Source organism: Nocardioides luteus, from assembly GCF_000960475.2.
In the GTDB taxonomy this organism is placed as follows: Bacteria; Actinomycetota; Actinomycetes; order Propionibacteriales; family Nocardioidaceae; genus Nocardioides; species Nocardioides luteus_A.
In genome coordinates this window covers 72173-96200 of record NZ_JZDQ02000011.1, presented here as the reverse complement: position 1 = coordinate 96200, position 24028 = coordinate 72173, and the positions used below count along the sequence as shown (strand labels likewise).

At 69.4% G+C, this 24028-nt stretch carries 19 protein-coding genes and 1 pseudogene; 18 read left to right on the top strand and 2 right to left on the bottom strand.

Annotated elements, in window-relative coordinates; genetic code table 11:
- Window positions 1-7 precede the first annotated feature (7 nt).
- The 12 genes from UG56_RS09615 to UG56_RS09560 all read left to right on the top strand — a co-directional run bounded on the left by UG56_RS09615 (window position 8) and on the right by UG56_RS09560 (window position 12760).
- On the top strand, window positions 8-778 hold the full coding sequence (locus UG56_RS09615; protein ID WP_045550222.1) for a serine hydrolase: 771 nt from the start codon (window positions 8-10) through the stop codon (window positions 776-778).
- Complete coding sequence (locus tag UG56_RS09610; RefSeq protein WP_045550232.1) at window positions 775-1926, top strand: dipeptide epimerase; 1152 nt, start codon at window positions 775-777, stop codon at window positions 1924-1926. Before UG56_RS09615 ends, UG56_RS09610 begins: the two co-directional genes overlap by 4 nt.
- Entirely contained in the window at window positions 1923-2504 is a 582-nt protein-coding gene (locus tag UG56_RS09605) for a C40 family peptidase (protein WP_052693870.1), read from the top strand. The genes UG56_RS09610 and UG56_RS09605 overlap by 4 nt, the downstream gene beginning before the upstream one ends.
- Before the next feature lie 84 nt (window positions 2505-2588).
- Window positions 2589-4328 (top strand): glycerol-3-phosphate dehydrogenase/oxidase, encoded by a 1740-nt coding sequence (locus UG56_RS09600; protein WP_045550223.1) that lies wholly within the window; start codon window positions 2589-2591, stop codon window positions 4326-4328.
- A 54-nt stretch (window positions 4329-4382) separates the two neighbouring features.
- Window positions 4383-4982 carry a hypothetical protein gene (locus UG56_RS09595; protein ID WP_045550224.1) on the top strand — a complete coding sequence of 200 codons (600 nt, stop codon included), beginning with the start codon at window positions 4383-4385 and terminating at the stop codon, window positions 4980-4982.
- Window positions 4983-5030: 48 nt separating this feature from the next.
- A complete protein-coding gene (locus UG56_RS09590; RefSeq protein WP_052693872.1) occupies window positions 5031-6653 on the top strand; it encodes a succinic semialdehyde dehydrogenase in 1623 nt (540 codons plus the stop codon).
- Window positions 6650-8368 carry a GMC oxidoreductase gene (locus UG56_RS09585; RefSeq protein ID WP_045550225.1) on the top strand — a complete coding sequence of 573 codons (1719 nt, stop codon included), beginning with the start codon at window positions 6650-6652 and terminating at the stop codon, window positions 8366-8368. Before UG56_RS09590 ends, UG56_RS09585 begins: the two co-directional genes overlap by 4 nt.
- Window positions 8369-8615: 247 nt before the next feature.
- Window positions 8616-10190, top strand: a complete 1575-nt coding sequence (gene guaA / locus UG56_RS09580) for a glutamine-hydrolyzing GMP synthase (RefSeq protein ID WP_045550226.1) — start codon at window positions 8616-8618, stop codon at window positions 10188-10190.
- 36 nt (window positions 10191-10226) lie between these two features.
- Window positions 10227-11258 (top strand): hypothetical protein, encoded by a 1032-nt coding sequence (locus tag UG56_RS09575; RefSeq protein ID WP_143054978.1) that lies wholly within the window; start codon window positions 10227-10229, stop codon window positions 11256-11258.
- 66 nt (window positions 11259-11324) lie between these two features.
- Window positions 11325-11666 (top strand): DUF3140 domain-containing protein, encoded by a 342-nt coding sequence (locus tag UG56_RS09570; RefSeq protein ID WP_045550227.1) that lies wholly within the window; start codon window positions 11325-11327, stop codon window positions 11664-11666.
- Window positions 11663-12295 (top strand): UdgX family uracil-DNA binding protein, encoded by a 633-nt coding sequence (locus UG56_RS09565; protein WP_045550228.1) that lies wholly within the window; start codon window positions 11663-11665, stop codon window positions 12293-12295. Before UG56_RS09570 ends, UG56_RS09565 begins: the two co-directional genes overlap by 4 nt.
- A 93-nt stretch (window positions 12296-12388) precedes the next feature.
- Window positions 12389-12760 carry a DoxX family protein gene (locus UG56_RS09560; RefSeq protein ID WP_045550229.1) on the top strand — a complete coding sequence of 124 codons (372 nt, stop codon included), beginning with the start codon at window positions 12389-12391 and terminating at the stop codon, window positions 12758-12760.
- A gap of 100 nt (window positions 12761-12860) precedes the next feature.
- Here UG56_RS09560 and UG56_RS09555 read toward each other — a convergent pair whose 3' ends face one another.
- The gene (locus UG56_RS09555) at window positions 12861-13502 is read right to left on the bottom strand and encodes a GntR family transcriptional regulator (protein WP_045550230.1); all 642 of its coding nucleotides are present in this window, start codon (window positions 13500-13502) and stop codon (window positions 12861-12863) included.
- Window positions 13503-13649: 147 nt separating this feature from the next.
- Here UG56_RS09555 and UG56_RS09550 point away from each other — a divergent pair, with 147 nt between their 5' ends.
- The 6 genes and pseudogenes from UG56_RS09550 (at window position 13650) to UG56_RS09530 (ending at window position 19803) form a co-directional block, all read left to right on the top strand.
- Window positions 13650-14906, top strand: a complete 1257-nt coding sequence (locus UG56_RS09550; RefSeq protein WP_045550231.1) for an NRAMP family divalent metal transporter — start codon at window positions 13650-13652, stop codon at window positions 14904-14906.
- Between the two features lie 5 nt (window positions 14907-14911).
- Window positions 14912-15691, top strand: coding sequence for a LamB/YcsF family protein (locus UG56_RS09545; RefSeq protein WP_071327000.1), 780 nt, complete (start codon window positions 14912-14914; stop codon window positions 15689-15691).
- Window positions 15688-16482, top strand: coding sequence for a putative hydro-lyase (locus UG56_RS09540; RefSeq protein WP_045552149.1), 795 nt, complete (start codon window positions 15688-15690; stop codon window positions 16480-16482). The genes UG56_RS09545 and UG56_RS09540 overlap by 4 nt, the downstream gene beginning before the upstream one ends.
- Before the next feature lie 5 nt (window positions 16483-16487).
- A pseudogene (locus UG56_RS28670) lies at window positions 16488-17081 on the top strand (5-oxoprolinase subunit B family protein); the annotation flags it as partial.
- Window positions 17064-18083, top strand: a complete 1020-nt coding sequence (locus UG56_RS28665; protein WP_218145180.1) for a biotin-dependent carboxyltransferase family protein — start codon at window positions 17064-17066, stop codon at window positions 18081-18083. The pseudogene UG56_RS28670 and the gene UG56_RS28665, both read left to right, overlap by 18 nt.
- A 1-nt stretch (window position 18084) precedes the next feature.
- Window positions 18085-19803, top strand: a complete 1719-nt coding sequence (locus tag UG56_RS09530) for an acetyl/propionyl/methylcrotonyl-CoA carboxylase subunit alpha (RefSeq protein WP_045549043.1) — start codon at window positions 18085-18087, stop codon at window positions 19801-19803.
- A gap of 219 nt (window positions 19804-20022) precedes the next feature.
- Here UG56_RS09530 and UG56_RS09525 read toward each other — a convergent pair whose 3' ends face one another.
- A complete protein-coding gene (locus tag UG56_RS09525) occupies window positions 20023-23562 on the bottom strand; it encodes a hypothetical protein (RefSeq protein ID WP_143054977.1) in 3540 nt (1179 codons plus the stop codon).
- Window positions 23563-24028: the final 466 nt, after the last annotated feature.

The following is a 24028-nucleotide window of genomic DNA, read 5'->3' as shown; positions in this document are numbered from 1 at the left end:
TCGACGCGTGGAACCTTTGGTCTCGACCTGGCTCAGTGGGCTCGACGGCATCCCGACGCAGGCCCAGAACGTCAACCAGCAGCACTACGCGGCGAGCCTGATGAAGGTGCCGGTCGCGATCGCGGCCTATCGGCTGCGCGACCGCGGGCTGCTGTCGCTCGACGAGCCGATCGCGGTGCACACCGACTTCGACTCCGCGGTCGCCGGGGCGCGCTTCGAGATGTCGCGGGAGGAGGACCAGGACCCCGAGACCTGGGAGGCGATCGGCTCCGCGCTGCCGCTGGCTGATCTCGTACGCCGCTCCCTGACCGTCTCCGGCAACCTGGCCGTCAACCTGGTGCTCGAGCGGGTCGGGCTCGAGGAGGTCGCCGCGGTGCTCGCCGACGCTGGCGTGACGCCGATGACGACGGTCGCGCGCGGGATCGAGGACGCGCCTGCGCGTGAGGCCGGGCTGCAGAACCTGGTGACCGCCAACGACATGGGCAAGCTGCTCACCAAGCTCGCCTCCGGCCGGCTGCTGTCGCCGGAGTCGACCGCCGAGCTCGAGGGCATCCTGGTCGCCCAGGAGTATCGCGACGCGATCCCGCTCGGCGTACCCGAGGACGCGGTGGTCGGCAACAAGACCGGCTGGGTCGACGGCGTACGCCACGACATGGCGATCATCCGGCCGGCTCAGGGCGACCCGCAGGTGATGGTCGTGCTCACGACCGGCCTGGACGACGACGAGTCGGAGTTCCGGATCAGCGAGGTCGCTCGCTATCTGTGGTCGACCCTGTGACCTCTCCGTCGATCGTGGCGGTGCGCACCCAGCGTGTCCGGGTGCCGCTGCACACCCCGTTCGTGACCGCGCTGCGGCGTACGGAGTTCGCGGAGACGGTCGTGGTCACCGTCGAGGACTCCGACGGGTGCGTCGGCTGGGGCGAGGCGCCACAGGTCTGGCGGGTCACCGGCGACTCGCTCGCCGGGTCCGCCGCGGCGCTGGAGGGGCCGATCTCGGATGTGCTGGTCGGTGCTGCCGCCGATCTGTCGGCTGCGCGGTTGATCCAGGGGGCGGTCGTCGGGAACAGGTCCGCCAAGATGGCCGCCGACGTCGCGCTGCATGATCTCGTCGCGCGGCGAGCCGGCATCTCGATGACCGGACATCTGGCCGAACTGGACGGGCACTTCGTGGGGTTGTCGGGTGTTTCAGTGCCCGTCATGTCCAGGGATACCCGGTCGACCGGGTATCCCTGGGACAGCGTCCTCACCGACATGACCCTCTCCGTCGGCACACCCGCCGACCTGGCAGAGGCGGCCGCCGCCCGAGCCCGAGACGGGTTCACGACGCTCAAGATCAAGGTCGGAACGGACGCCGCAGGTGATGCCGAGCGCGTGCTCGCGGTGCGCGACGCCGCCCCGGGCTGCGTACTCCGCCTGGACGCCAACACCGGCTGGCGCGCGGACGAGGCGGTGGCGGTGCTGACGACCCTGGCCGACCAGGATGTCGAGCTCGAGTTCGTCGAGCAGCCGGTGGCCCGGCGTGACCTCGAGGGCATGGCGTACGTCCGCCGGAACCAGCCCTACCCGATCCTGGCCGACGAGTCGGTCTTCGACCTCGAGGACCTCGTCGACGTCATCCGCGCAGGCGCAGCGGATGCGGTCAACGTCAAGCTGGCCAAGTGCGGCGGGATCACGCCGGCGATCGAGCTGCTGGAGGTCGCGAAGCGCCACGGCCTCGGCCGGCTCGTCGGCTGCATGATGGAGTCCCACCTGGGCATCGGTGCCGCCGCGGCCCTCGCCGCCGCGACCGGCATCGACGGCGAGCAGGATCTGGACGCCGGCTGGTGGGCGAGGAACAGCCCGTACGAAGGTGGCATCGGCTACGACGGCCCCCGCATCCTCTTCCCCCAGGCGAACGGCCTCGGCATCGAAGGAGTCCTCCCATGATCACCGTCCACCGGCCCACCTTCGTCGTCGCCGCACCCGCACAGGACGCCGAGCACGAGACCGAGGTCGTCCCCGGCGAGGAGGTCGTCGTCCTGGAGACCCAGGGGGAGTGGGCGTACGTCGTGGTCCCGGCCCACTCCTCCTCGAAGGACGAGCGCGGCTATCCCGGGTGGCTGCCGGCCGACGCCCTCACCAGCCCTGTGAACGCGCTGCTGAGCAAGGCCCGGAGCTACCTCGGCGTGCCGTACGTCTGGGGCGGCACGACAGACACCGGCATCGACTGCTCGGGGCTGGTCTTCCGAGCCGCAGAGGCCATCGGCGTACGTCTCCCGCGGGACGCCCGCGACCAGGCCGCCGCGCTCGAGCCGATCGACCTCGACGAGGTCACCGCCGGCGACCTCTACTTCTTCGCCCAGGACCCCGGCGGACGGGTCACCCACGTGGCCATCGCCACCGCGTCTCCCGAGCCCGATGGCACCCGCCCGATGATCCATGCCGACGGCGACACGATGGTCGTCGTCGAGGAATCCATGCCTCCCGAGAGGCTCGCCACCCTCGTCGGCGCCGCCCGTCTGTGACGGCTGCGTGACTTATCAGGCAGCGCCGGTGAATTCTCGCGCGCCAGAAGTGACAATTCGGCGTGGTGGGTTAACTTCGAACGTATGACTCGCACAGGGGCACTGAGTCCGCAGAGCCGCGATCTCGCGATCGGCACGATGGTCGGTGCGGCGGGGGAGACCGAGCTCGACGTTCTCGTCGTCGGGGGAGGTGTGACCGGCGCCGGCGTGGCGCTGGACGCCGTCACCAGAGGACTGAGCACGGGGCTGGTGGAGCAGCGCGACCTGGCGTCGGGGACGAGCTCGCGCAGCTCGAAGCTCGTCCACGGCGGGCTCCGCTATCTCGAGATGCTCGACTTCGAGCTGGTCCGCGAGGCGCTCCAGGAGCGCGGTCTGCTGCTCAACACCCTGGCCCCGCACCTGGTCCGCCCGGTGCCGTTCCTCTACCCGCTGACCAACCCGGTCTGGGAGCGCGCCTACATCGGCGCCGGCCTCGCGCTCTACGACGGGATGGCGGCCTTCGGCCCGCTCTCCGGGCTCGGCAACTCCGGCCTCCCGCGCCACCGCCACCTCACCCGCCGCGGCGTCGCCCGGATCGCCCCCGACTTCAACACCGACGCGATCACCGGCGCGATCCAGTACTACGACGCCCAGGTCGACGACGCCCGCCTGGTGATGACGATCGCCCGCACCGCCGCCTCCCACGGCGCCCACATCGCCACCCGGGTCCAGGTGACCGGGTTCCTGCGCGAGGGCGAGCGGGTCGTCGGCGTCCGGGCCCGCGACCTCGAGCACGACCAGGACCTGGTCATCCGGGCCAAGACCGTCGTCAACGCCGCCGGGGTGTGGACCGACGACATCCAGGCGATGGTCGGCGGCCGCGGCGCCCTGCACGTCAAGGCGTCCAAGGGCATCCACCTCGTCGTCCCGCGCGACCGGATCCGCTCCGAGTCGGGCTTCATCGTCCGCACCGAGAAGTCGGTCCTCTTCGTCATCCCGTGGGGCCGCCACTGGATCATCGGCACCACCGACACCCCCTGGACCTACGACCTCGCTCACCCGGCGGCCTCCAAGACCGACATCGAGTACGTCCTGGAGCACGTCAACGCGATCCTGCGCGAGCCGCTCGACCTCGAGGACGTCGAGGGCGTCTACGCCGGGCTCCGCCCGCTCCTGACCGGCGAGTCCGACCAGACCGCCGGCCTCAGCCGCGAGCACACCGTGGTCACACCGCTGCCGGGCCTGGTGCTGATCGCCGGCGGCAAGCTGACGACCTACCGGGTGATGGCCAAGGACGCCGTCGATGCGGCGGCCCACTCGCTCGGCACCACCACCAACATGACCCTGCGCGACTCGATCACCGACAAGGTGCGCCTGGTCGGGGCCGAGGGCTTCGAGACCCGCTCGAACCAGCGCGTCCTGCTCGCCCGCCGCTCGGGCCTCCACGTCGCCCGGATCGACCACCTCCTGGGCCGTCACGGCGGCCTGATCGACGACGTGCTCGACCTCATCCAGGAGCGACGCCCCCTCGCGCTGCCCCTCGAGGGCGCCGAGGACTATCTCGCCGCCGAGGTCGTCTACGCCGTCCACAACGAGGGCGCCCGCCACCTCGACGACGTGCTCGAGCGCCGCACCAGGATCTCGATGGAGACCTTCGACCGCGGCGTACGCGCGGCTCCGGGGGTCGCCAAGATCATGGCCGAGGAGCTCGGCTGGGACGACCGGCGCGCCAAGGAGGAGGTCGACCACTACCTGCGCCGCATCGAGGCCGAGCGCCGCTCCCAGCTCCAGGTCACCGACGAGGAGGCCGACCGCGCCCGGCTGGAAGTGGAAGACCTCGTCTGAAGGCGCGCCGAATTGCCGTGGCGGACCAAGCGGTTGACGTAGCAATCTGACGCCATGTTCCTGGTCGAAGACCCGCCCGAGCCGCTGGCCACCGATGATTTCGTCCTCACACCGCTGCGGCCCGAGCTGCTCGACCTGGACACCGAGGCCTACCTGGCCAGCCCGGACGTGATCCGCGACCACAGCTGCGGCAGGTGGCCGGTGGAGGGTTTCGGCAGCGACGACAACCTGCCGCTGGTGATCCGGCACTGGTCCGACCACCAGGCGAAGCGCGCCTTCACCTACCTCTTCCTCGACCCCGAGGGCACCTCCTCGCTGGGATGCCTCTACGTCCGGCCGCTGTTCCCCTACCTGGAGGCGATGGGCGCCGACGCCCAGACCCTGCTCCGGTACGCAGGTGGCTCCACCGCCCGGGTCAGCTACTGGCTCCGCCAGGACCGTGAGCCGGGGCTGGGCGCGGCGGTCGCCGAGCGGCTCGACGAGTGGCTGCGTACGAAATGGCCGTTGGACGCCTATCTCTACCGGGCCACGCCTGCGGAGGAGTGCACCGTGCACGCCCTCGACCGGCTGCCGCTGGACCGCGTCACGATCGACCTTCCGGCCGAACAGCAGAGCTACCTGTGGTGGGCTGCCGACGTTCGTATCGTGAGTTAGTGGGACGACTGTCTGGCTTCCGAGACGCCCGTCACATACTCTCGGTACATGAGCGCATCCAACCCGACTTCTTCCGGCGGCCCGATCGTCGAGGGCCCGCTCGATCCCGAGCACGACGCCGCCGCGTCCCTGGCCCTCGAGCCTGACTACGTCTCCCGCCTGACCGGCCGCGTGGTGGCGACGACCGGGGAGAGTCACGAGGTCATCAGTCCGCTCAACGGGGCGCCGCTGGCGCACATCCCGCAGTCGAGCGACGACGACGTCGCCGGTGCCTTCGCCAAGGCCCGGGTCGCGCAGGAGAAGTGGGCCGCGACCCCGGTCGCCGAGCGCGAGCGCATCCTGATCAAGCTGCACGACCTCGTCCTCGACCGGCAGGACGAGATCCTCGACCTGATCGTGCTGGAGTCGGGCAAGGCTCGCAAGCACGCCTTCGACGAGCCGCTGCACATCGCGCTGACCGCCCGCTACTACGGGCGGAAGAGCAGCAAGATCCTCGACACCGAGCGCAAGCTCGGCGTCATCCCGGTGCTGACCCGGGTCGAGCTCAACCACGTCCCCAAGGGCGTCGTCGGCATCATCAGCCCGTGGAACTACCCGTTCACGATGGCGCTGTGCGACGGCCTGGCCGCGATCGCCGCCGGCAACGCGGTGGTCATCAAGCCCGACTCCCAGACCATGCTCAGCGCGCTCCTCGGCGCCGAGTTGCTCGAGGAGGCCGGGCTCCCGGAGAACCTGTGGACCGTCGTCGCGGGCCCGGGCTCGAAGATCGGCACCAGCATCATCCAGCGCGCCGACTACGTCTGCTTCACCGGCTCGACCAACACCGGCAAGCTCGTCGCCAAGCAGGCCGCGGAGAGGCTGATCGGCGCCAGCCTCGAACTCGGCGGCAAGAACCCGATGCTGATCCTGAAGGACGCCGACATCGAGAAGGCGGCCGAGGGTGCGACCCGCGCGGTCTTCTCCAACTCCGGCCAGCTGTGCGTGAGTGTCGAGCGGCTCTTCGTCGACGACAAGATCTACGACCGGTTCGTGGAGCGCTTCGTCGCCCGCACCCAGGCGATGACCCTCGGGGCCACCCTCGGGTGGGAGAACGACATGGGCACCCTGATCTCGCAGGCCCAGGTCGACACCGCGACCGCCCACGTCGAGGACGCCGTCTCCAAGGGTGCGCGCGTGCTCGCCGGCGGCAAGGCCCGTCCCGACCTGGCGCCGTTCTTCTTCGAGCCGACCATCCTCGAGGGCGTCACCCCGGAGATGACCTGCTTCGGCAACGAGACCTTCGGTCCGGTCGTCTCGATCTACCGCTTCCACAGCGAGGAAGAGGCGATCCAGCGCGCCAACGACGGTGAGTACGGCCTCAACGGCTCGATCTACAGCCGCGACACCGCCCGCGCCCGCCGCATCGCCCGCCAGATCAAGTGCGGCACGATCAACATCAACGAGGCCTTCGGCGCCACCTTCGCGAGCATCGACGCCCCGATGGGCGGCATGCGCGAGTCCGGCCAGGGCCGCCGCCAGGGTGTCGAGGGCATCCTGCGCTACACCGAGACCCAGTCGGTCGCCTCCCAGGCCGTGCTGCGCTTCGCCCCGCAGTTCGGGATGAGCGACCAGGCGTACGCCAAGTTCATGACCGCCTCGCTGCGGGTGCTGAAGTCGCTGGGCCGCGCATGAGCGGGAGTCACTACGACGTCCTCGTCATCGGGTCGGGGTTCGGCGGCTCGGTCTCCGCGCTGCGGCTGACGGAGAAGGGCTACAAGGTCGGGGTGGTCGAGGCCGGTCGCCGGTTCGCCGACGACGAGCTGCCCAACACCTCGTTCGACCTGCGCAAATACCTCTGGGCGCCGGCGATCGGCTGCTACGGCATCCAGCGCATCGACATGGTCAAGGACGCCGTGATCATGGCCGGCGCCGGGGTCGGCGGCGGCTCGCTGGTCTACGCCAACACCCTCTACGAGCCGCTCGACCCGTTCTACGAGGACCCTTCCTGGAGCCACATCACCGACTGGAAGGACGAGCTCGCCCCCTACTACGAGCAGGCCAAGCGCATGCTCGGCGTCAACCTCTACCCCAACATGACCCCGGCCGACGAGGTCATGCAGAAGGTCGCGGCCGAGTCGGGTCGCGGCGACACCTTCCACAAGGCGCCGGTCGGCGTCTTCTTCGGCGGGCCGGGCCAGGTGCCCGGGCAGGAGGTCGCGGACCCCTACTTCGGTGGCGAGGGCCCCGACCGGCGTGCCTGCATCGACTGCGGCGAGTGCATGACCGGCTGTCGCCACAACGCGAAGAACACCCTGGTCAAGAACTACCTCTACCTGGCCGAGAAGAACGGCGCCGAGGTGCACCCGCTGACCACGGTCACCCGCGTCTACCCGGCCAGGACCGGAACCGGGTACGTCATCGAGACCCGCTCCACGAAGGCCAAGCTGGGCCTGGGCCGGACCCGGAAGTTCACCGCCGATCAGGTGATCTTCTCGGCGGCCTCGCTCGGCACCCAGAAGCTGCTCCACAAGCTCAAGCGCACCGGCGACCTCCCGCAGATCTCCCCGCGCCTGGGTGAGCTGACCCGCACCAACTCCGAGTCGATCCTCGGCGCAATCGCCCCGGACACCGCCATCGACTACACCGAGGGCGTGGCGATCACCTCCTCGTGGCACCCCGACGAGCACACCCACATCGAGCCGGTCCGCTACGGCCACGGCAGCAACGCGATCGCGGCCATGCAGACGGTGCTCACCGAAGGTGGTCCCCGGCGGTTCCGGCGGTGGCTCAAGGAGATGTGGCTTCAGCGGCGGTCGCTGCGTACGTTCTACGACTTCAAGCACTGGTCCGAGCGCACCGTCATCGCGCTGGTCATGCAGGCGCTCGACAACTCGATCACGACCTTCCCGAAGCGGACGATCTTCGGGTGGCGGATGTCGTCGAAGCAGGGCCACGGCAAGCCCAACCCGACCTGGATCCCCGCCGGCCTGGACGCCGTGCGGAAGATGGCCGGGGTGATGAGCTCGGGGGAGAAGCCGGGCTATGCCGGTGGCACCATCGGGGAGCCGTTCAACAAGCCGATGACCGCCCACTTCATCGGTGGCTGCACCATCGGCGACTCGGTGGAGACCGGGGTGATCGACCCCTACCAGCGGCTCTACGGCTACGAGGGGCTGCACGTCGTCGACGGCTCCGCCATCTCGGCCAACCTGGGCGTGAACCCGTCGCTGACGATCACCGCGCAGGCCGAGCGGGCGATGGCGTTCTGGCCCAACAAGGACCAGGCCGACCCGCGCCCGGCGCTGGGTGCGGGCTATGCCCGGATCCAGCCGGTCCGGCCGGCCTCGCCCGCGGTGCCGGCGACCGCGCCGGCCGCGCTGCAGCTGCCCATCGTTGACGTCTCGTGACCGAAGTGTTGTGTTGGTGAAACAGACTTCGCCGGAAGTTTCTGGCAGGAAGTTTTTAGTTGACCCGTAACTGTGGTTAAGAGGGGTCGTTGGAGTGATCAGACCCGGGATTGCTCCCTCCCTAATACATGCCGGGTCTTACGTCCGGGACAGTTCTGCCTCGGGCAATCAGGGCCCGGCCACCTCCCTCCCCGGCCGGGCCCTGGTGCATTTCACGGACGACGCGACCCGTCGTTAGGATTCGTGCATGACGCAGGCTCCTGGGGCGGAAGAGCACGATCTGGTTCTCGTGGTGGACTTCGGCGCGCAGTATGCGCAGCTGATCGCCCGCCGCGTTCGTGAGGCGAAGGTCTACTCCGAGATCGTGCCTCACTCGATGCCGGTCGAGGAGATGCTCGCCAAGAACCCGAAGGCGATCATCCTCTCCGGCGGCCCGTCGAGCGTGTACGCCGAGGGCGCCCCCGCCATCGACAACAGCCTGTTCACCGCGGGCACCCCGGTCTTCGGGATGTGCTACGGGTTCCAGCTGATGGCGCAGGGCCTGGGTGGCACCGTCGACGACAACGGCGCCCGCGAGTACGGCCGCACCCCGGTCACCGTCGGCGTCCCCGGCATCCTGCTCCGCGACATGCCGCCCGCCCACAACGTGTGGATGTCGCACGGAGACTCGGTCTCCGAGGCGCCCGAGGGCTTCACCGTGCTCGCGAGCACCGCCGACACCCCGGTCGCTGCCTTCGAGAACGTCGACAAGCAGCTGGCGGGCGTGCAGTGGCACCCCGAGGTGCTCCACTCCGAGCACGGTCAGCAGGTGCTCGAGCACTTCCTGTGGGACATCGCGCAGTGCCGTCAGACGTGGACCATCGGCAACATCGCCGAGGACCAGATCGAGCGGGTCCGCCAGCAGATCGGCGACCACCGCGCGATCTGCGCGCTCTCCGGCGGCGTCGACTCCGCGGTCGCGGCAGCCATCGTCGCCAAGGCGATCGGTGACCGGCTGACCTGCGTCTACGTCGACCACGGCCTGATGCGCAAGAACGAGTCGGTCGCGATCGAGAAGGCGTTCCGCGAGTCGACCGGCGCCGAGCTGAAGATCGTGGACGCCGAGAAGGAGTTCCTCGACGCGCTCGCCGGGGTCACCGACCCGGAGGAGAAGCGCAAGATCATCGGGCGCGAGTTCATCCGCTGCTTCGAGCGCGCCGAGGTCGAGATCCTGGGCGACTCCGACGAGAAGGTCGCCTTCCTCGTCCAGGGCACCCTCTACCCCGACGTCGTCGAGTCCGGCGGTGGCGCCGGCACCTCCAACATCAAGTCCCACCACAACGTCGGCGGCCTCCCCGAGGACCTCGAGTTCGAGCTGGTCGAGCCGCTGCGTGAGCTCTTCAAGGACGAGGTCCGCGCCGTCGGCTCCCAGCTCGGCCTGCCCGACGAGATCGTCCAGCGCCAGCCGTTCCCCGGCCCCGGCCTCGGCATCCGCATCATCGGTGAGGTCACCAAGGAGCGGCTCGACATCCTCCGCGAGGCCGACGCGATCGCCCGCGAGGAGATGACCCGCGCCGGTCTCGACCGCGACATCTGGCAGATGCCGGTCGTGCTGCTCGCCGACGTCCGCTCCGTCGGCGTCCAGGGCGACGGCCGCACCTACGGCCACCCCGTCGTGCTCCGCCCGGTCACCTCCGAGGACGCGATGACCGCCGACTGGGCCCGCCTGCCCTATGAGGTCATGGAGCGCATCTCCACCCGGATCACCAACGAGGTGAGCGAGATCAACCGCGTCACCGTCGACATCACCTCGAAGCCGCCGGGCACCATCGAGTGGGAATGAGTCGTCGAGCGGTCCCGGCCGTGGACAATGTCCACCATGACTGAGCCGGACCTCGCTCGACGACTCCTCGACGCCCATGTCGCCCACGAGATGGCGGCGATCCGTGGCGTACGTTTCCTCGATCTCGTCACCGGCGAGATCGACTTCGCGCTGCGCGCTGCCAGCGAGCTGACGCTGGACCAGGTGATGCCGCGCGACCTGATCAAGGAGGTCGCGCTGAAGTACGTCAGCACCTTCCGGCTCCCGGGAGCGATCCCGGAGGTCGCGGGGGCGATCGCGACGCGGCTCAGGGCGCACCCCGCCAACGACACGCAGTTGGGCAAGGTGGTCAGCCGGCCGCGGATCGCCGAGCTGGTCGCGGTCCTCGTCGAGATGCGTACGCTGCGCCAGCAGGTCCTGCGGAGCCTGGCCGAGAACTCCGGGGTCCAGGCCGGCGTCGGCACCTTGGTGCGCGGCACGGCCCGGGGTGCCGTCGACACCGGCCGCCGGCTCGCCGACAACCTTCCGGGTGGTGCGTTCGGCTTCTCGATCGCCGAGCGCGTGGCCGGCCGGATGGCGGACACGGTGAAGGGCACCCCGGTCGGCGCTGCCGTCGACCAGAGCGCCCGCGAGCTCGCCGAGCGCGGCGCCGGGGCGCTGCTCGGCTATCTCTCCGACACCGCGGCCAGCTCGGTGACCGACGAGGAGGTGCGTGACGCCCTGCTGGAGGTCTGGGACGTGCTCGCGACCCGCCCGGTGCGCGAGCTCGCCGACCTCGTCGACGACGAGCAGCTGGTCGCGCTCTTCGTCGGGGGCTACCAGGTCTGGCTCGATGTCCGGGACTCCGAGTACCTGCAGGCGCTGGTCGACACCGGCGTCGACTTCTTCTTCGACACCTACGGGAGCTTCACCCTCGACCGGCTTCTGGAGGAGTGGGGTCTGGGCCGGGACGACCTGGTCGAGGAGGCCCTCCGCTTCGGCCCGCCGGTGATCGAGGCGCTCGCCGAGGCGGGCGTCCTCGAGCAGCTGATCCGTCGCCGGCTCTCCAGCTTCTACGACTCCCCGGAGGCCCAGGCTCTCCTGGAATGATGCCGTGTGCCTGGTCGCCGGGGTGGGTACCGGACCCCGAGCAGTCGATCAGGCAGGAGGCACGACATGGCCGAGACGATCGTCGATGACAGGCTCTGGGAGAACTTCCACCGCGCGGTGAACATGACCTCGCGCGACCTGCGGAAGTGGCTCGCCGTGCAGGGCGCGGGGGAGACGACCGAGGCCGAGCCGGACCAGGCCGGCAGCGAGCTCGGCCACCGAGTGGCCGACATCCTCGGCAAGCGCCGCGCCGACCTCACCCGTGACGACGTGGACGTGATGCGGCGCGTCGTCGACAAGGTCACCGATCTGCGTGGCGGGGACACCGGCCAGTGGGAGCCCACCGCGGGCGATGCGCGCTGGCGGCGCCGGCTGATGAACGTCGGCCACGACCCGCTGGGCTCGTGAGCGCCGCGGAGTGGGTGCCGGAGTCACCGACGCTGGCCGAGCTGCGCAGCGCCGTGCAGGACTGCCGCGGCTGCGAGCTCTATCGGGACGCCACCCAGGGTGTGATGGGCGAGGGGCCGACGCCCGCCCCGTTGATGCTGCTCGGCGAGCAGCCGGGTGACCGGGAGGACCGCGAGGGCGAGCCGTTCGTCGGTCCGGCGGGCGGCATCCTCCACGAGGCGCTCGCGGATGCCGGGATCGACCCGGAGGCGACGTACACGACGAACGTGGTCAAGCACTTCCGCCACCGTCTCTCCGGCAAGCGCCGCATCCACCAGTCGCCCACCAGCAAGCAGGTCGGCGCCTGTGCGCCGTGGCTGGCGGCCGAGCTGGACCTGGTACGTCCCACCGGCGTCGTCCTGCTCGGTGGCACCGCCGGCAAGGCGCTCTACGGCTCGTCCTTCCGCGTCGGCGAGGCGCGCGGCCACCTCCTCGAGTGGCCCGATGCCATCGCCACGGCGAGCCTCGACCCGTGGGTCCTCGCGACGACCCACCCCTCCGCGGTCCTGCGAGCAGAGGACCAGAGGCAGGAGACGTACGACGGTCTGGTCGCGGACCTGAAGGTCGCCGCCAAGGCCCTGACGAGATGACGGCAGAAAAATGGTGAGAGGCGATGTCGAGATCGCCGGTGCACGCTCGACGCGTGGGTAAGAGCATCACCACCCACCTCCGAGGAGATCGAGATGAGCACCAACGCACAACGAGCCGGCTGGGTCATCACCGCCCTGGTCACCCTGTTCCTCGGCTTCGACATCGTCACGCACCTGCTGCGGGTCGGGCCCGTGACGGACTTCAACGACAAGATCGGCGCTCCGGACTGGTTCCCGGTCGTCTGCGGTGCCGTCCTGGGCCTGTCGTTGATCGCCTACCACCTCCCGGCCACCCGGGCGATGGGAACGGTCCTGATCACCGCCTACCTGGGCGGCGCGGTCACCGTGAACCTGGTCTTCGGGCAGCCGGCCTTCAACACTGTCTTCGCGATCGCCACCGCCGTCCTGGTCTGGGCCGGCGCCTGGCCCCGCGACGAGCGCCTGCGCGGCCTGGTCACCGCCTGAGGTAGGGGGCATCGTCGGGGTAGTCCGGGAGCGAACTGCCCATTACTCGCCAGTAAATGGGCAGTTCGCTCCCGGACTACCCCCTCGACAACGGGCCGGCCTAGCCGTGGCGCAGGCGGGTGAAGGCGCCGAGGACGGTGCGCTCGGAGAGCACGAGGTAGTCCTGCAGCTCGGCCGCGGCCGCGGGCCCACCCTGGTCGAGGAAGGTCTCGAGGAGGGCGCGGTTGCGGGTGACGAACGGGGCGTGCAGGGCCTCGGGGTTGTCGATCTCGAGGAAGGCGAGCCGCAGCTCGGCGGCGATGTCGCGGAAGAGCCGCTCCAGGCGCGGGCTGTCGGCGAGGGCGACGATGGCGTCGTGGAACGCCATGTTGGCGGTGCCGACCGTGCGCCAGTCGCGCGCCTCGAGGCTGGTCTCGCCCAGTTCCACAGCCTCGCGCATCGCGGCCACCGCGGGGTGCAGTGGGGAGCCCGCGGCCAGGGCCGCAGGCTCGACGTAGCGGCGCGCGCGGTAGATGTCGACGACGTCCGCCACACCGGGTGAGGCGACCGAGACCCCGCGGTGGGGGATGTGCTCGATGAGCCCCTGCTCCGCGAGCACGCGGAACGCCTCACGGAGCGTGTTGCGGGAGACGCCGAGCTTTTCGGCGAGGGAGATCTCCGAGAGCCGGGTGCCGGGCGCGAACTCGCCGTCGATGATCCGCCGGCGCAGCGCGTTCGTCAGGGTGTCCTCGGCATCGGGCATGACCGCATCCTAGGGGAATCGCATCCGCGAACAATCGAAACACGTTTTTAACGGACGCGACTATCATTGTTGAACAATCGGTGTCATCCTGTACTACATCAAGAATGTGGCCCCGACCACACGGCCCGCAGATGGCAGGAGTCCCCCATGACTGACACGACCAGCGCCGAGCGCGCGAAGACATTCGCCCGCTCCCGCCGAGGACCGATCCTCGGCGCCATCTTCCTGATGGCCACCTCGGCCATCGGCCCCGGTTTCATCACCCAGACCGCGACGTTCACCGCCCAGCTCGGAGCGGCGTTCGCGTTCGCGATCCTGGCCTCGATCCTGATCGACTTCGCGCTGCAGATGAACGTGTGGCGCCTGATCACGGTCTCGGGCAAGCGAGCCGGGGACCTGGCCAACGAGGCCGTGCCGTTCTCCGGGCACGTGCTCGCGACGCTGATCGTGATCGGTGGCCTGGCGTTCAACATCGGCAACATCGCCGGCGCCGGGCTCGGCCTGAACGCCCTGCTCGGCATCGACCCGAAGATCGGCGGCCTGCTCTCGGCGCTGCTCGCGATCGGCATCTTCATGTACAAGCGGGCCGGCCGCGTCGTCGACATGGTCGTGCTCGGGCTCGGTCTGCTGATGATCGGGCTGACCCTCTTCGTCGCGATCGCGTCGCAGCCTCCGGTCGGCGACGCGCTGCGCCAGACCTTCGTGCCCGACACCCTCAACTTCGCGACCATCACCACGATCGTGGGCGGCACCGTCGGTGGCTACATCACCTACGCCGGCGCCCACCGCTACCTCGACTCCGGCCTCGTCGGCCCCGACCACGTGCCGGCCGTCCACCGGGCCTCGATGAGCGGCATCCTCGTCACCGGGATCATGCGCTACGTACTCTTCCTGGCGATCCTCGGTGTCGTGGCCTCCGGCGTCACCCTCGACTTCTCGAGTCAGGCGGCCAACCCGGCCGGCCAGGCGTTCGGTGCCGTGCTCGGCGACGCGGGCATCCGCATCTTCGGTGCGATCTTCTGGGCCGCGGCGATCACCTCGGTCATCGGTGCCGCCTACACCTCGGCCACGTTCATCTCGACCTTCTCCAAGAAGCTGGGAACCGGGTGGCGGCTGCAGGTCGCGACGGTCGCCTTCATCGTGGTCTCCCTGGTCCTCTACCTGCTGATCGGCGCGGCGCCCGCGGCTATCCTGGTCTTCGTCGGCGGTTTCAACGGCCTGATCCTCCCGATCGGCATGACGATCTTCATGTACGTCGGCTGGTTCCGTCAGCGCGACGTCCTGCACGGCTACCGCTACCCGGTGTGGCTGCTGGCCCTGGGGACCCTCGCGACCCTGCTCAGCTGGTACATGGGCGTCGTCTCGATCGGCCCGATCTTCGCCTTCATCGGCATTGGAGCGTGAGCACCGTGAACACCAAGGCAACCATCGACCTGAACTCCGACCTCGGCGAGAACTCGCCCGACCGGGTGGTCGCCGACGACGCGGCGATGCTCGGGATCGTCTCGAGCGCCAACGTCGCCTGCGGGTTCCACGCCGGCACCCCCGAAGGGATCCGTACGACGCTCGCCGACGCCGTGGCCAACGGCGTCACGATCGGCGCGCACCCCGGCTATCGCGACTACGAGAACTTCGGACGCCGCGCCATGGACATCGAGTCCGCGACCCTGCAGGCGCACGTCGAGTACCAGCTCGGCGCGCTGATCAGCCTGACCACCGCGGTCGGCGGCGCTGTCCGCTACGTGAAGCCGCACGGCGCCCTCTACAACACGATCGCCCGCGACGAGCGGCAGGCGCGGAGCGTGGTCGCGGCGGTCAAGGCGATCGACCCGTCCCTCGTGCTGCTGGGGCTCGCGGGCGGCGTCGTGCTCGACGTCGCCGAGAAGGCCGGGCTTGCGACGGCCGCCGAGGCCTTCGCGGACCGCGCCTACACGCCCGGCGGCGAGCTGGTCTCGCGCGCCGAGCCCGGTGCGGTCCTGCACGACGCCGAGGAGGTCGCGGCCCGGATGCTGCGGCTCGCCCGAGAGGGTGTGGTCGAGGCGATCGACGGCACCGACGTGGCCGTACGCGCCGACTCGATCTGCGTGCACGGCGACAGCGACGGCGCCATCCGGATGGCCGCGGCCATCCGGGAGCTGTTCGAGGCCGAGGGCATGGTCATCGCGCCCTTCGCCGGAGCGTCTGCATGACCGCGAGCGCCACCCAGCTGAAGGAGGCCCGCGCGGCGCGGGCGTCCTACCGGGCGGGCGAGGTCGCCCCGACGAGCGGCGTCGCCCACGGCCTGGTGCAGGCGAACCTGATCTCGGTGCCGGCCGACTGGGCCTTCGAGGTGCTGCTCTTCGCGCAGCGCAACCCGAAGCCGTGCCCGGTGCTCGAGGTCCTCGATCCTGGTGCCTACGAGTCCGCCCTGGCACCCGGCTCCGACCTGCGCACCGACCTCCCGGCGTACCGGATCTGGCGGGAGGGCCAGCTGACCGAGGAGGTCACGGACGCCAGTGCCGCGTGGGAGGAGCACCCCGACCTGGTCTCCTTCCTGATCGGCTGCAGCTTCACGTTCGAGGCGGGCCTGACCGACGCCGGGATCCCGATCCGTCACCAGGAGCTCGGCCGCAACGTGCCGATGTACCGCACCTCGCGCGCGTGCGCGCCCGCCGGGCGCCTGCGCGGCGACATGGTGGTCTCGATGCGCCCGATCCCCGCCGACCGGGTCGCCGATGCCGTACGCATCTCCGGGCGCTATCCGGCGGTGCACGGTGCGCCCGTGCACGTCGGCGACCCGGCCTCCCTCGGCATCGCCGACCTGGCCGCTCCCGAGTTCGGGGACCCGCCCGAGGTGCGCGAGGGCGAGGTGCCGGTGTTCTGGGCCTGCGGCGTCACGCCCCAGGCCGCGATCATGGACTCGCGTCCGCCGTTCGCGCTCACCCACGCGCCCGGCCACATGTTCATCACCGACGTACGGGATTCGGAGTATCTGGCGTGAGGCACGTGCTCATCGCATCGGACCAGGCGCTGCTGGTCGAGGAGGACGATCTCGAGGGCGCGATGCGGCTGCACGCGGCGCTCGCGGCCGAGCCTCCGACCGGCGTCGTCGAGCTGGTGCCGGCCGCCCGGACGGTGCTCGTCCGGTTCGACCCGACGCTGGTGGACGAGGTGACCCTCGCCAAGGAGCTGACCCGCGTCGAGGCCGTCCACGGCAGTCTTCCGGCATCGGGTTCGGTGACGATCGGCGTGCGCTACGACGGGCAGGACCTCGACGAGGTCGCCGACCTGCTCGGCATCAGCACCGAGCAGGTCGCCGCACGCCACGCGGCCGCGACCTGGCGGGTGGCCTTCACCGGCTACGCACCCGGCTTCGGCTATCTGGTCGGCGACGACCCGATCTTCGACGTACCGCGGCGCTCCTCGCCGCGCACCCGGATCCCGGCCGGCTCGGTCGGGCTCGCCGGGACGTTCTCCGGCGTCTACCCGCGGGAGAGCCCCGGCGGCTGGCAGCTGATCGGGCGTACGGACGCACCGATGTGGGACCTGCACCGGGATCCGCCCGCGCTGCTCGCGCCCGGGATGACCGTGCGGTTCGAGCGGCTCGAGCGTGAGTCGGTCTCCGTGACCGAGGCCTCGCCGGCGGCCGATGCCGTGGAACACCCCTTCGCGGTCGAGGTCGTACGCCCGGGCCTCCAGCTGGTGCTCGAGGACCTCGGCCGCCCCGGCCATGCCGCGCTCGGCGTCTCGGCGTCGGGTACGGCCGACCGCCGTGCCCTGCGGGCCGCGAACCGCGCGGTGGGCAACGCCCCCGGCGCGGCCGGCTTCGAGCTCGCCGGTGGCGGCGCGGTCCTGCGCTTCACCGGCCCCGCGGTCGTGGCGGTCGCGGGCGCGGCTGCCGAGACGACGGTCGTACGCAGCGACGGTCCGCCGCTCCCCGTCGAGCACGGCGCCGCCACCGCGCTCGAGGACGGCGAGGAGCTGCGTCTCGGCGCGGTCACCGCCGGCCTGCGTGCCGTGATCGCGGTGCGCGGCGGCCTGGATCTGGAGCCGGCGCTCGGGAGCGTCTCCAGCGACACGCTCGCGGGTCTCGGCCCCGGCGACCTCGGCGGCCGGCCGCTGCGTACCGGCGACGTGGTGCCGCTGCACGGTCCCGCCGCCGCGCCGCATGCGGTCGACCCCCACCCGGCGCCCGCCGACCCGTTGCCCGCTCCCGGTGACACGGTCGAGCTGCGCATCGTGCTCGGCCCGCGCGAGGACTGGTTCACCCCGGCCGGCGTACGCACCCTGGTCGAGCAGGAGTGGACCGTCACGCCGCGCTCCGACCGGGTCGGCGTACGTCTCGAAGGCGCCGTCCCGCTCGAGCGCGACATCGCCGGCGAGCTGCCGAGCGAAGGGGCGGTGACCGGTGCGATCCAGGTGCCGCCCGACGGACAGCCCGTGCTGTTCCTTCCGGATCACCCGCTCACCGGGGGCTATCCGATCATCGGTGCGGTCATCGACCGCGACCTGGACCTGGCCGGGCAGCTGCCGCCCGGGGTCCGCATCCGCTTCCGACCCGTCGCGCTCGAGGCGCCGGCGGCCGAGATCCGAGGAGACTGACATGCGCAGGGTGCTCATCGCCAACAGGGGAGAGATCGCCGTCCGCGTCGTGCGGGCGGTCGCCGAGGCCGGCCTCGTGTCGGTCGCCGTCTACGCCGACCAGGACGCCGACGCGCTGCACGTGCGGCTCGCCGACGAGGCGTACGTCCTGGGCGGCTCCACCGCCGCCGACTCCTATCTCAGCATCGAGTGGCTGATGGCCGCGGCGCAGGCCTCCGGCGCCGACGCGGTGCATCCGGGCTACGGGTTCCTCTCGGAGAGCGCCGAGTTCGCGCGCGCCGTCGAGGCTGCCGGGCTGACCTGGATCGGCCCGAGTCCGGAGAGCATCGACAAGCTCGGCGACAAGATCACCGCCCGCCGGATCGCGCAGAGCGTCGGCGCGCCGCTGGTGGCGGGCACCGACCGGCCGCTGGAGTCCGCCGACGAGGCCGTCGCATTCGCGCGCGAGCACGGGCTCCCGATCGCGATCAAGGCCGCCTTCGGTGGCGGCGGGCGCGGGCTGAAGGTGGCCCGCGAGCTCGACGACGTCGCCGATGCCTTCGACTCCGCCTCGCGTGAGGCGCTGGCCGCGTTCGGCCGGGGCGAGTGCTTCGTCGAGCGGTTCCTGGAGCGTCCGCGACACATCGAGGTGCAGGTGCTCGGCGACGGCACCGGTCATGTCGTGGTGGTCGGTGACCGCGACTGCTCGCTGCAGCGGCGCAACCAGAAGCTCGTCGAGGAGGCGCCCGCGCCCGGGCTGACCGACGAGCAGCGCAGCCGCATCCACGAGGCCGCCCGCGACATCTGCGCGGCGGTCTCCTACCGCGGCGCCGGGACCGTCGAGTTCCTGATGGGGGCCGACGGGGTGATCTCGTTCCTCGAGGTGAACACCCGGCTGCAGGTCGAGCACCCGATCACCGAGGCGGTCACCGGGGTCGACCTGGTCGCCGAACAGCTCCGGATCGCCGCCGGTGAGGGGATCTCCTTCTCGTCCACGCCGGAGCCCTCCGGGCATGCGATCGAGCTGCGGATCAACGCCGAGGACCCGGGACGCGGCTTCCTGCCGAGCCCGGGCGTCGTGACGGGACTGCGGGTTCCCGCCGGGCCCGGCGTCCGCTGGGACGCGGGGATCGAGGCCGGCGACACCGTCCAGGGCGCCTTCGACTCGCTCATCGCCAAGCTGATCGTGCACGCCCCTGACCGCGACAGGGCCGTCGTACGCGCCCGCCGCGCGCTCCGCGAGCTCGACGTGGAGGGGGTGGCGACCGTCGTCCCCTTCGCCCGCGTCCTCCTCGACGACCCGGCGTTCTCGACCGACGGGTTCGCCGTGCACACGCAGTGGATCGAGACCACGCTGATGCCGCGGCTCGAGGCGCAGCGACGCCCCGAGCCCTCGCCGGCCGTGCCGCTGCGGCGGATTCCGGTCGAGATCGACGGTCGCCGGGTGATGCTCGGCCTCCCCGACGAGCTCCTGCGGGGGCTCGCGGCGGGCGGGGCGGACCCGGCCGAGGCCGGGCCGGCGGCGGCCGATCCTGCCGTGCTCGAGGCTCCCGTCCCCGGCGTACTCGTCGACTGGCTCGTCGCCGACGGCGAGAAGGTCTCCGAGGGCCAGGACGTCGCGGTCATCGACGCCATGAAGATGGAGACCCGCGTCGCCGCGCACCGTGCGGGCGTGCTCGCCCGTGGCACCGATGTGGGTGGCACCGTTGCGATCGGGGACGTGCTCGGGAAGATCGAGTAGTCCGGAAGCCGGGATCCAACTCCTAATGGCCACCTCCGCCGCCCATTAGGTCCGTTGATATTCGGCGAGCATGTGCCCCGTCCTGCGAAGGCCAGGTTCCAGGTGGTTGAAAATCTGTTGGCCATAGGTTCTGGCGTTTGTCAGGGGGCCAACGGTGCCTGAAATGGGGCTGGCCGTCGCCTGGGTAGGCGACGGCCAGCGATGGACCCAGCAGGTCAGTTACGGCTGCTGTGAGGTAGTCGAAACCGCGAAGACATGCAGCGCCTGGGCTCCGGACTCAGCGCAGCTCTTTGACGTGAAGGTGCTGCCCACCCGGGGAAGGGTGATGGAGGTGATGGGGGAGTTGGCGTGTGTCTCCTCGGCAGGGGCTTTGAGTACGTAGAGGTATCTGTTGCCGGTTACCTGGCTTGATCCGGACAGGGATTGCGTCATGGCGAGTGTTTCAACAACACGGACCTTTTGTCGGTCAGTGAGGGCCTCGTCGTCGGGTGCTGTTGTGTCTGGCTGGGCCGGAGTTCCGTCCCAAGCAGGGATGGGCGATTTGAGGAAGTGGTCGGAGGGCGTTTCCTCCGGTGCGCCGCCTTCGACGGGATCTGTGTCGCCGTACATCACCTTGATCGTGAGTGCGCGTGAGGATGTGGGGTCGATGGGTTGGCAGGTGGAGGTGGCGAGGAGGTACACGTCACCGGTGGTTTCGTCACCGGTGACGGCTGGGTCGTCGGGGTAGGTGAGCGTTTGCCCGTTGGCGATGACGTTGTCGTAGCTTCGGCCGGTGTACTTGGTGCTGGACTTCTTGGCGGGGATGTTGAATCTGAGTCCGCCAGGAGTGGTGAACGTACTGGCCGTTGCTGAGGGCGGGGTGAACCCGTTTGGCAGGGCTGCGGCGGCGAGGGAGGTGTCCGGCGCGGTGCTGGTTGGCGTGATCAGGTCGAAGTTGGTCGCGGTGGTCGTGCCGACCGCGGTGTTGTTGAACATGTCGCCGAGGCTGGCGTAGGTGCCTTGTCGGATGGGTGAGAGGTTCAGGTAGTCGAGCATCAGGGTGTAGCCGTTGTCCTCGATGCCTGAGCATGGGCCGCTCGTGTAGGTGTAGGTGGGGGCGCTGGTGCCGACGATCTCGACGGTCAGGAGGTAGCTGTGGCCTGCCTTGAGGCGTACGCCCTGTGCGTCGGGAAGGTAGTCGCTGAGAGGCACGTAATGGTTGGTGTTCGAGGTGGCATAGGTGTCGACGACGAGGGGATCGCCGCCGTTGGTGGTGCGGAACGTGATCGGATCGAGTTCGGTCTTGATCGGTGTTCCGTCGGGTGCGGTATTGGGCTGTTCGGCGAGAGCGAACCTGACCTTTCCGAGGTGGTTGCCCTTGAGCATGGCGACGCCGAGGGAGTAGTAGAAGTCGGGATAGTTCGTCGGGACGGTGAATTTGTAGGTGCTGCGTACCGGCGCGGTGAGATCGCCGCGGGTGGCGACGATGCGGTGGAACTTCCCGCCAGAGCTGATCCCGTAGGTGTCGTCGCTGTAGCAGGCCGCGTCGCGGTGGAGATCGTCTCCAGTGCTTGCCGCGGCCGCGGTGGCGTCTACGAGGCCGAGCTTGGATGTGCTGGAGGCGCTGAAGTCGTAGACGGTGTTGCTGATCGGTTCGCCATCCGCGTCGGCGTATGTGGGGGACACGAAGAAGCCGTAGGTCTTGAAGGTCGCGGTGACATTGTGAGCGTGGTCGAACGCGCCGACGGTGACCTCGTGATAGCCCGGAGCGAGGTCGTTTGCTGGGATGGTGAGGGTCGCGTCGCCGGCGCTGTTCGCCGTCAGATAGCCGGAAGAGGCCCCTGGTGCGGCGGTGCTGTAGTCGCACACGATGTTGCTCGGGTCGGGCGGCGTAGCGGTGTCGATCGCGTAGGTGAACCCGGCGGTGTCTTGGGCGGTTGAGTCGTCGGTGACGAGGCTGAAGGTGCCGGCTTGGCCTTGGGACTTGCCCCACGCGTTCAGGGGGTAGTCACTGCTGCTGATGCCGAGGCCGATGGGCGCGGTCTTGTCGACGGTGAAGTGATAGAGCCCCGACCATGCTGAAGGCGTCTTCTCCTCAATCGCGGTTTCGTGGACGTACGATCTGGCGCGGAAGGCGTACTTGTCCTGGCTGATCAAGGTTGTCGAGTTGGAGTTGCTTCCGGCCATTGCCCACTCTGCGAGGGTGCCTGAGGGAATGCTGCCGTCAGCTCCGACGCGGATCTTGTTGTAGCGGACTTTAGTCTGCTGCTCGGTGCCGGGCCAGCGGTAGACCTCGAAGTCATATTCGAGGGGGAGGTTCTGATAGCTGCGCTCGTCAGAGCGTGCGTAGAGCTTCGTTGAGGTTGTCAGGTCGACGTATCGCTCGCGGTTAGGGCATTGGGTCGATCCCGAGATCGCAAGGTCGGCGGGGGTGGTCGGAACATAGCCGTAGCGCACGGCCAGGGTGGGGTTGTTGCCGAACTTCTTCCACTGGTCGCGGTTGTTCTGGTCCTCGGGGGTGAGCGCAAACTGGAGGTTGTGGTCCTCGTTGGTGGCGGCACTCTTGACGTAGTTGACGACGTTGGAGTTGTTGAAAGTCAACGTGGCTGAGGAACTTCCGTCCCAGCCCGCTGCTGAAGAGATGGTCTCGAGTTTGCCGCCGAGCGGCCCGGGCCACTCTGTGGAGGGAAGGAAACCGGTGGCCCCATGGAGCTCGACCGGCTGTGCCGCACCGGTTGCGTTGAACTTCTGGAGCACCTTGACAGCCGCGTCGTAGATGGTCGGGTCGAGGCCTTCGACGAAGAGTCCAGGGGCCTCGAAGGAGAAGTAGGACCGCGCCGTGCCCTGGATGTCCTGATTGCAGCCCGACCAGTCACAGAATCCGACACGCATGGGCTCGGTGGAGTCGTCGTAGTAGTTCCAGCCGCGTGAGTGGACGGTGAGATAGTGGAAGCGGTTGCGTTCGAGTCGCGGATCCAGGTAGAGCGGGTAGACGATCGACTCGTCGGTAAGGACTTGCGCTGGCGGCGCAAGGGCCAGATCCATGCTCGAGCCATCTGTTGCGATGTCGAGATCGGTCTCGGCGTGCAGAATCCTTCCGTTCGCAGGATCGGTCGCGGTAGGGACTTCTCCCGAGATGTCTACGGGGTCGCTCGAATCGGGGTTGCCGCTGCCGGAGTTGGAGTCCCACAAGACGGGCGGGGCCCCGTCGAACACGGTCCCTTCGGTCTCGGCCATGTCGCCGGTCGCGGAGATGTGGCCCTCGGCGGTCGCCGCAAACTCGAGGTCATCTGTCGCGGCCGCAAGGTCGACAGGGTCAGCGATCAGCGCGGCAGCAGCCTCGGCATCGGAGACAACTAAGGTTTGTGAGTAGCCTGCTGGCTGGGCGGTCAGAACAAGATCGACGCCTGGGCGAACGGAACGGTAAGTCGCGGAGGATCCATCCAGAACTGGGGCAGGGAGTGTTCCGTCCCAGTCAATGGTCACGGTGGTGTTGTGTCCGTCGGCGTCCTCGTGCAACGTGACCATCGGACCGTCTCCGCCGGCTGAGAACTCGACGCCGCCGATGGCAGCGCCTGGTGAGATCACCCCGTTGACCATGGAGAGTGTGGTGTCGATGTCTATCCATTCAGAGCCTTGCTTGACCCGCTCGGGAACTCGGGTGGCTGTGAGTTCATAGGTTCCATCGGGTAGGGCCTTGACTTGCGAGTTCTCGGTGGTGAGATCGTCGATCACGATCGGGGTGTCCTCGGTAGCCGCCTCCTCGCTCGCGGCGAACACCGCTTCAGCCTCTGGGGAGAGCGATGAGTCGGAGGGCTCGTTCGTTCGCGGAGCCGAACTTGTGGCCGGGGAGGTGGTGACCCCTGAATAGTGGGACGCGTGAGCTGCAGAAGGCGCCAGAACCGTCAGCGGAAGAAGGGCGATGCCGAGCGAGGCTCCGAGCATGGCGCAGCGACGTGATCGGTGGGGGATACGCACGTTAGGAAGAACTCCCGGGAGTGAACGGACCGACGCACGAACCACTTGATGTGGCGGAGCGCCCGGATAGGTGAGCAAACAACGTCCCCGACCAAGCAGCCAGGCTCCCGAGAATGAACCGGTGAACTGCACAATGCAGGGAAGGCTGACTCCAACACGCCGCGTGGACGAAAACAATAGCTACCTTGAACTATTCCTTTACCTATGCGGGTATGGGTACGTTGCGCCAGCCCCTCTCACCATCCCCCACGCAGGAGGACTCGTTGCC

Excerpts from the sequence above, each read along its gene's own strand:
- UG56_RS09605 (WP_052693870.1), top strand. The coding sequence starts at position 1,923 with ATGATCACCGTCCACCGGCCCACCTTCGTCGTCGCCGCACCCGCACAG.
- UG56_RS09600 (WP_045550223.1), top strand. The coding sequence starts at position 2,589 with ATGACTCGCACAGGGGCACTGAGTCCGCAGAGCCGCGATCTCGCGATC.
- UG56_RS09595 (WP_045550224.1), top strand. The coding sequence starts at position 4,383 with ATGTTCCTGGTCGAAGACCCGCCCGAGCCGCTGGCCACCGATGATTTC.
- UG56_RS09590 (WP_052693872.1), top strand. The coding sequence starts at position 5,031 with ATGAGCGCATCCAACCCGACTTCTTCCGGCGGCCCGATCGTCGAGGGC.
- UG56_RS09585 (WP_045550225.1), top strand. The coding sequence starts at position 6,650 with ATGAGCGGGAGTCACTACGACGTCCTCGTCATCGGGTCGGGGTTCGGC.
- guaA (WP_045550226.1), top strand. The coding sequence starts at position 8,616 with ATGACGCAGGCTCCTGGGGCGGAAGAGCACGATCTGGTTCTCGTGGTG.
- UG56_RS09575 (WP_143054978.1), top strand. The coding sequence starts at position 10,227 with ATGACTGAGCCGGACCTCGCTCGACGACTCCTCGACGCCCATGTCGCC.
- UG56_RS09570 (WP_045550227.1), top strand. The coding sequence starts at position 11,325 with ATGGCCGAGACGATCGTCGATGACAGGCTCTGGGAGAACTTCCACCGC.
- UG56_RS09560 (WP_045550229.1), top strand. The coding sequence starts at position 12,389 with ATGAGCACCAACGCACAACGAGCCGGCTGGGTCATCACCGCCCTGGTC.
- UG56_RS09555 (WP_045550230.1), bottom strand. The coding sequence starts at position 13,502 with ATGCCCGATGCCGAGGACACCCTGACGAACGCGCTGCGCCGGCGGATC.
- UG56_RS09550 (WP_045550231.1), top strand. The coding sequence starts at position 13,650 with ATGACTGACACGACCAGCGCCGAGCGCGCGAAGACATTCGCCCGCTCC.
- UG56_RS09540 (WP_045552149.1), top strand. The coding sequence starts at position 15,688 with ATGACCGCGAGCGCCACCCAGCTGAAGGAGGCCCGCGCGGCGCGGGCG.
- UG56_RS28665 (WP_218145180.1), top strand. The coding sequence starts at position 17,064 with ATGACCGTGCGGTTCGAGCGGCTCGAGCGTGAGTCGGTCTCCGTGACC.
- UG56_RS09530 (WP_045549043.1), top strand. The coding sequence starts at position 18,085 with ATGCGCAGGGTGCTCATCGCCAACAGGGGAGAGATCGCCGTCCGCGTC.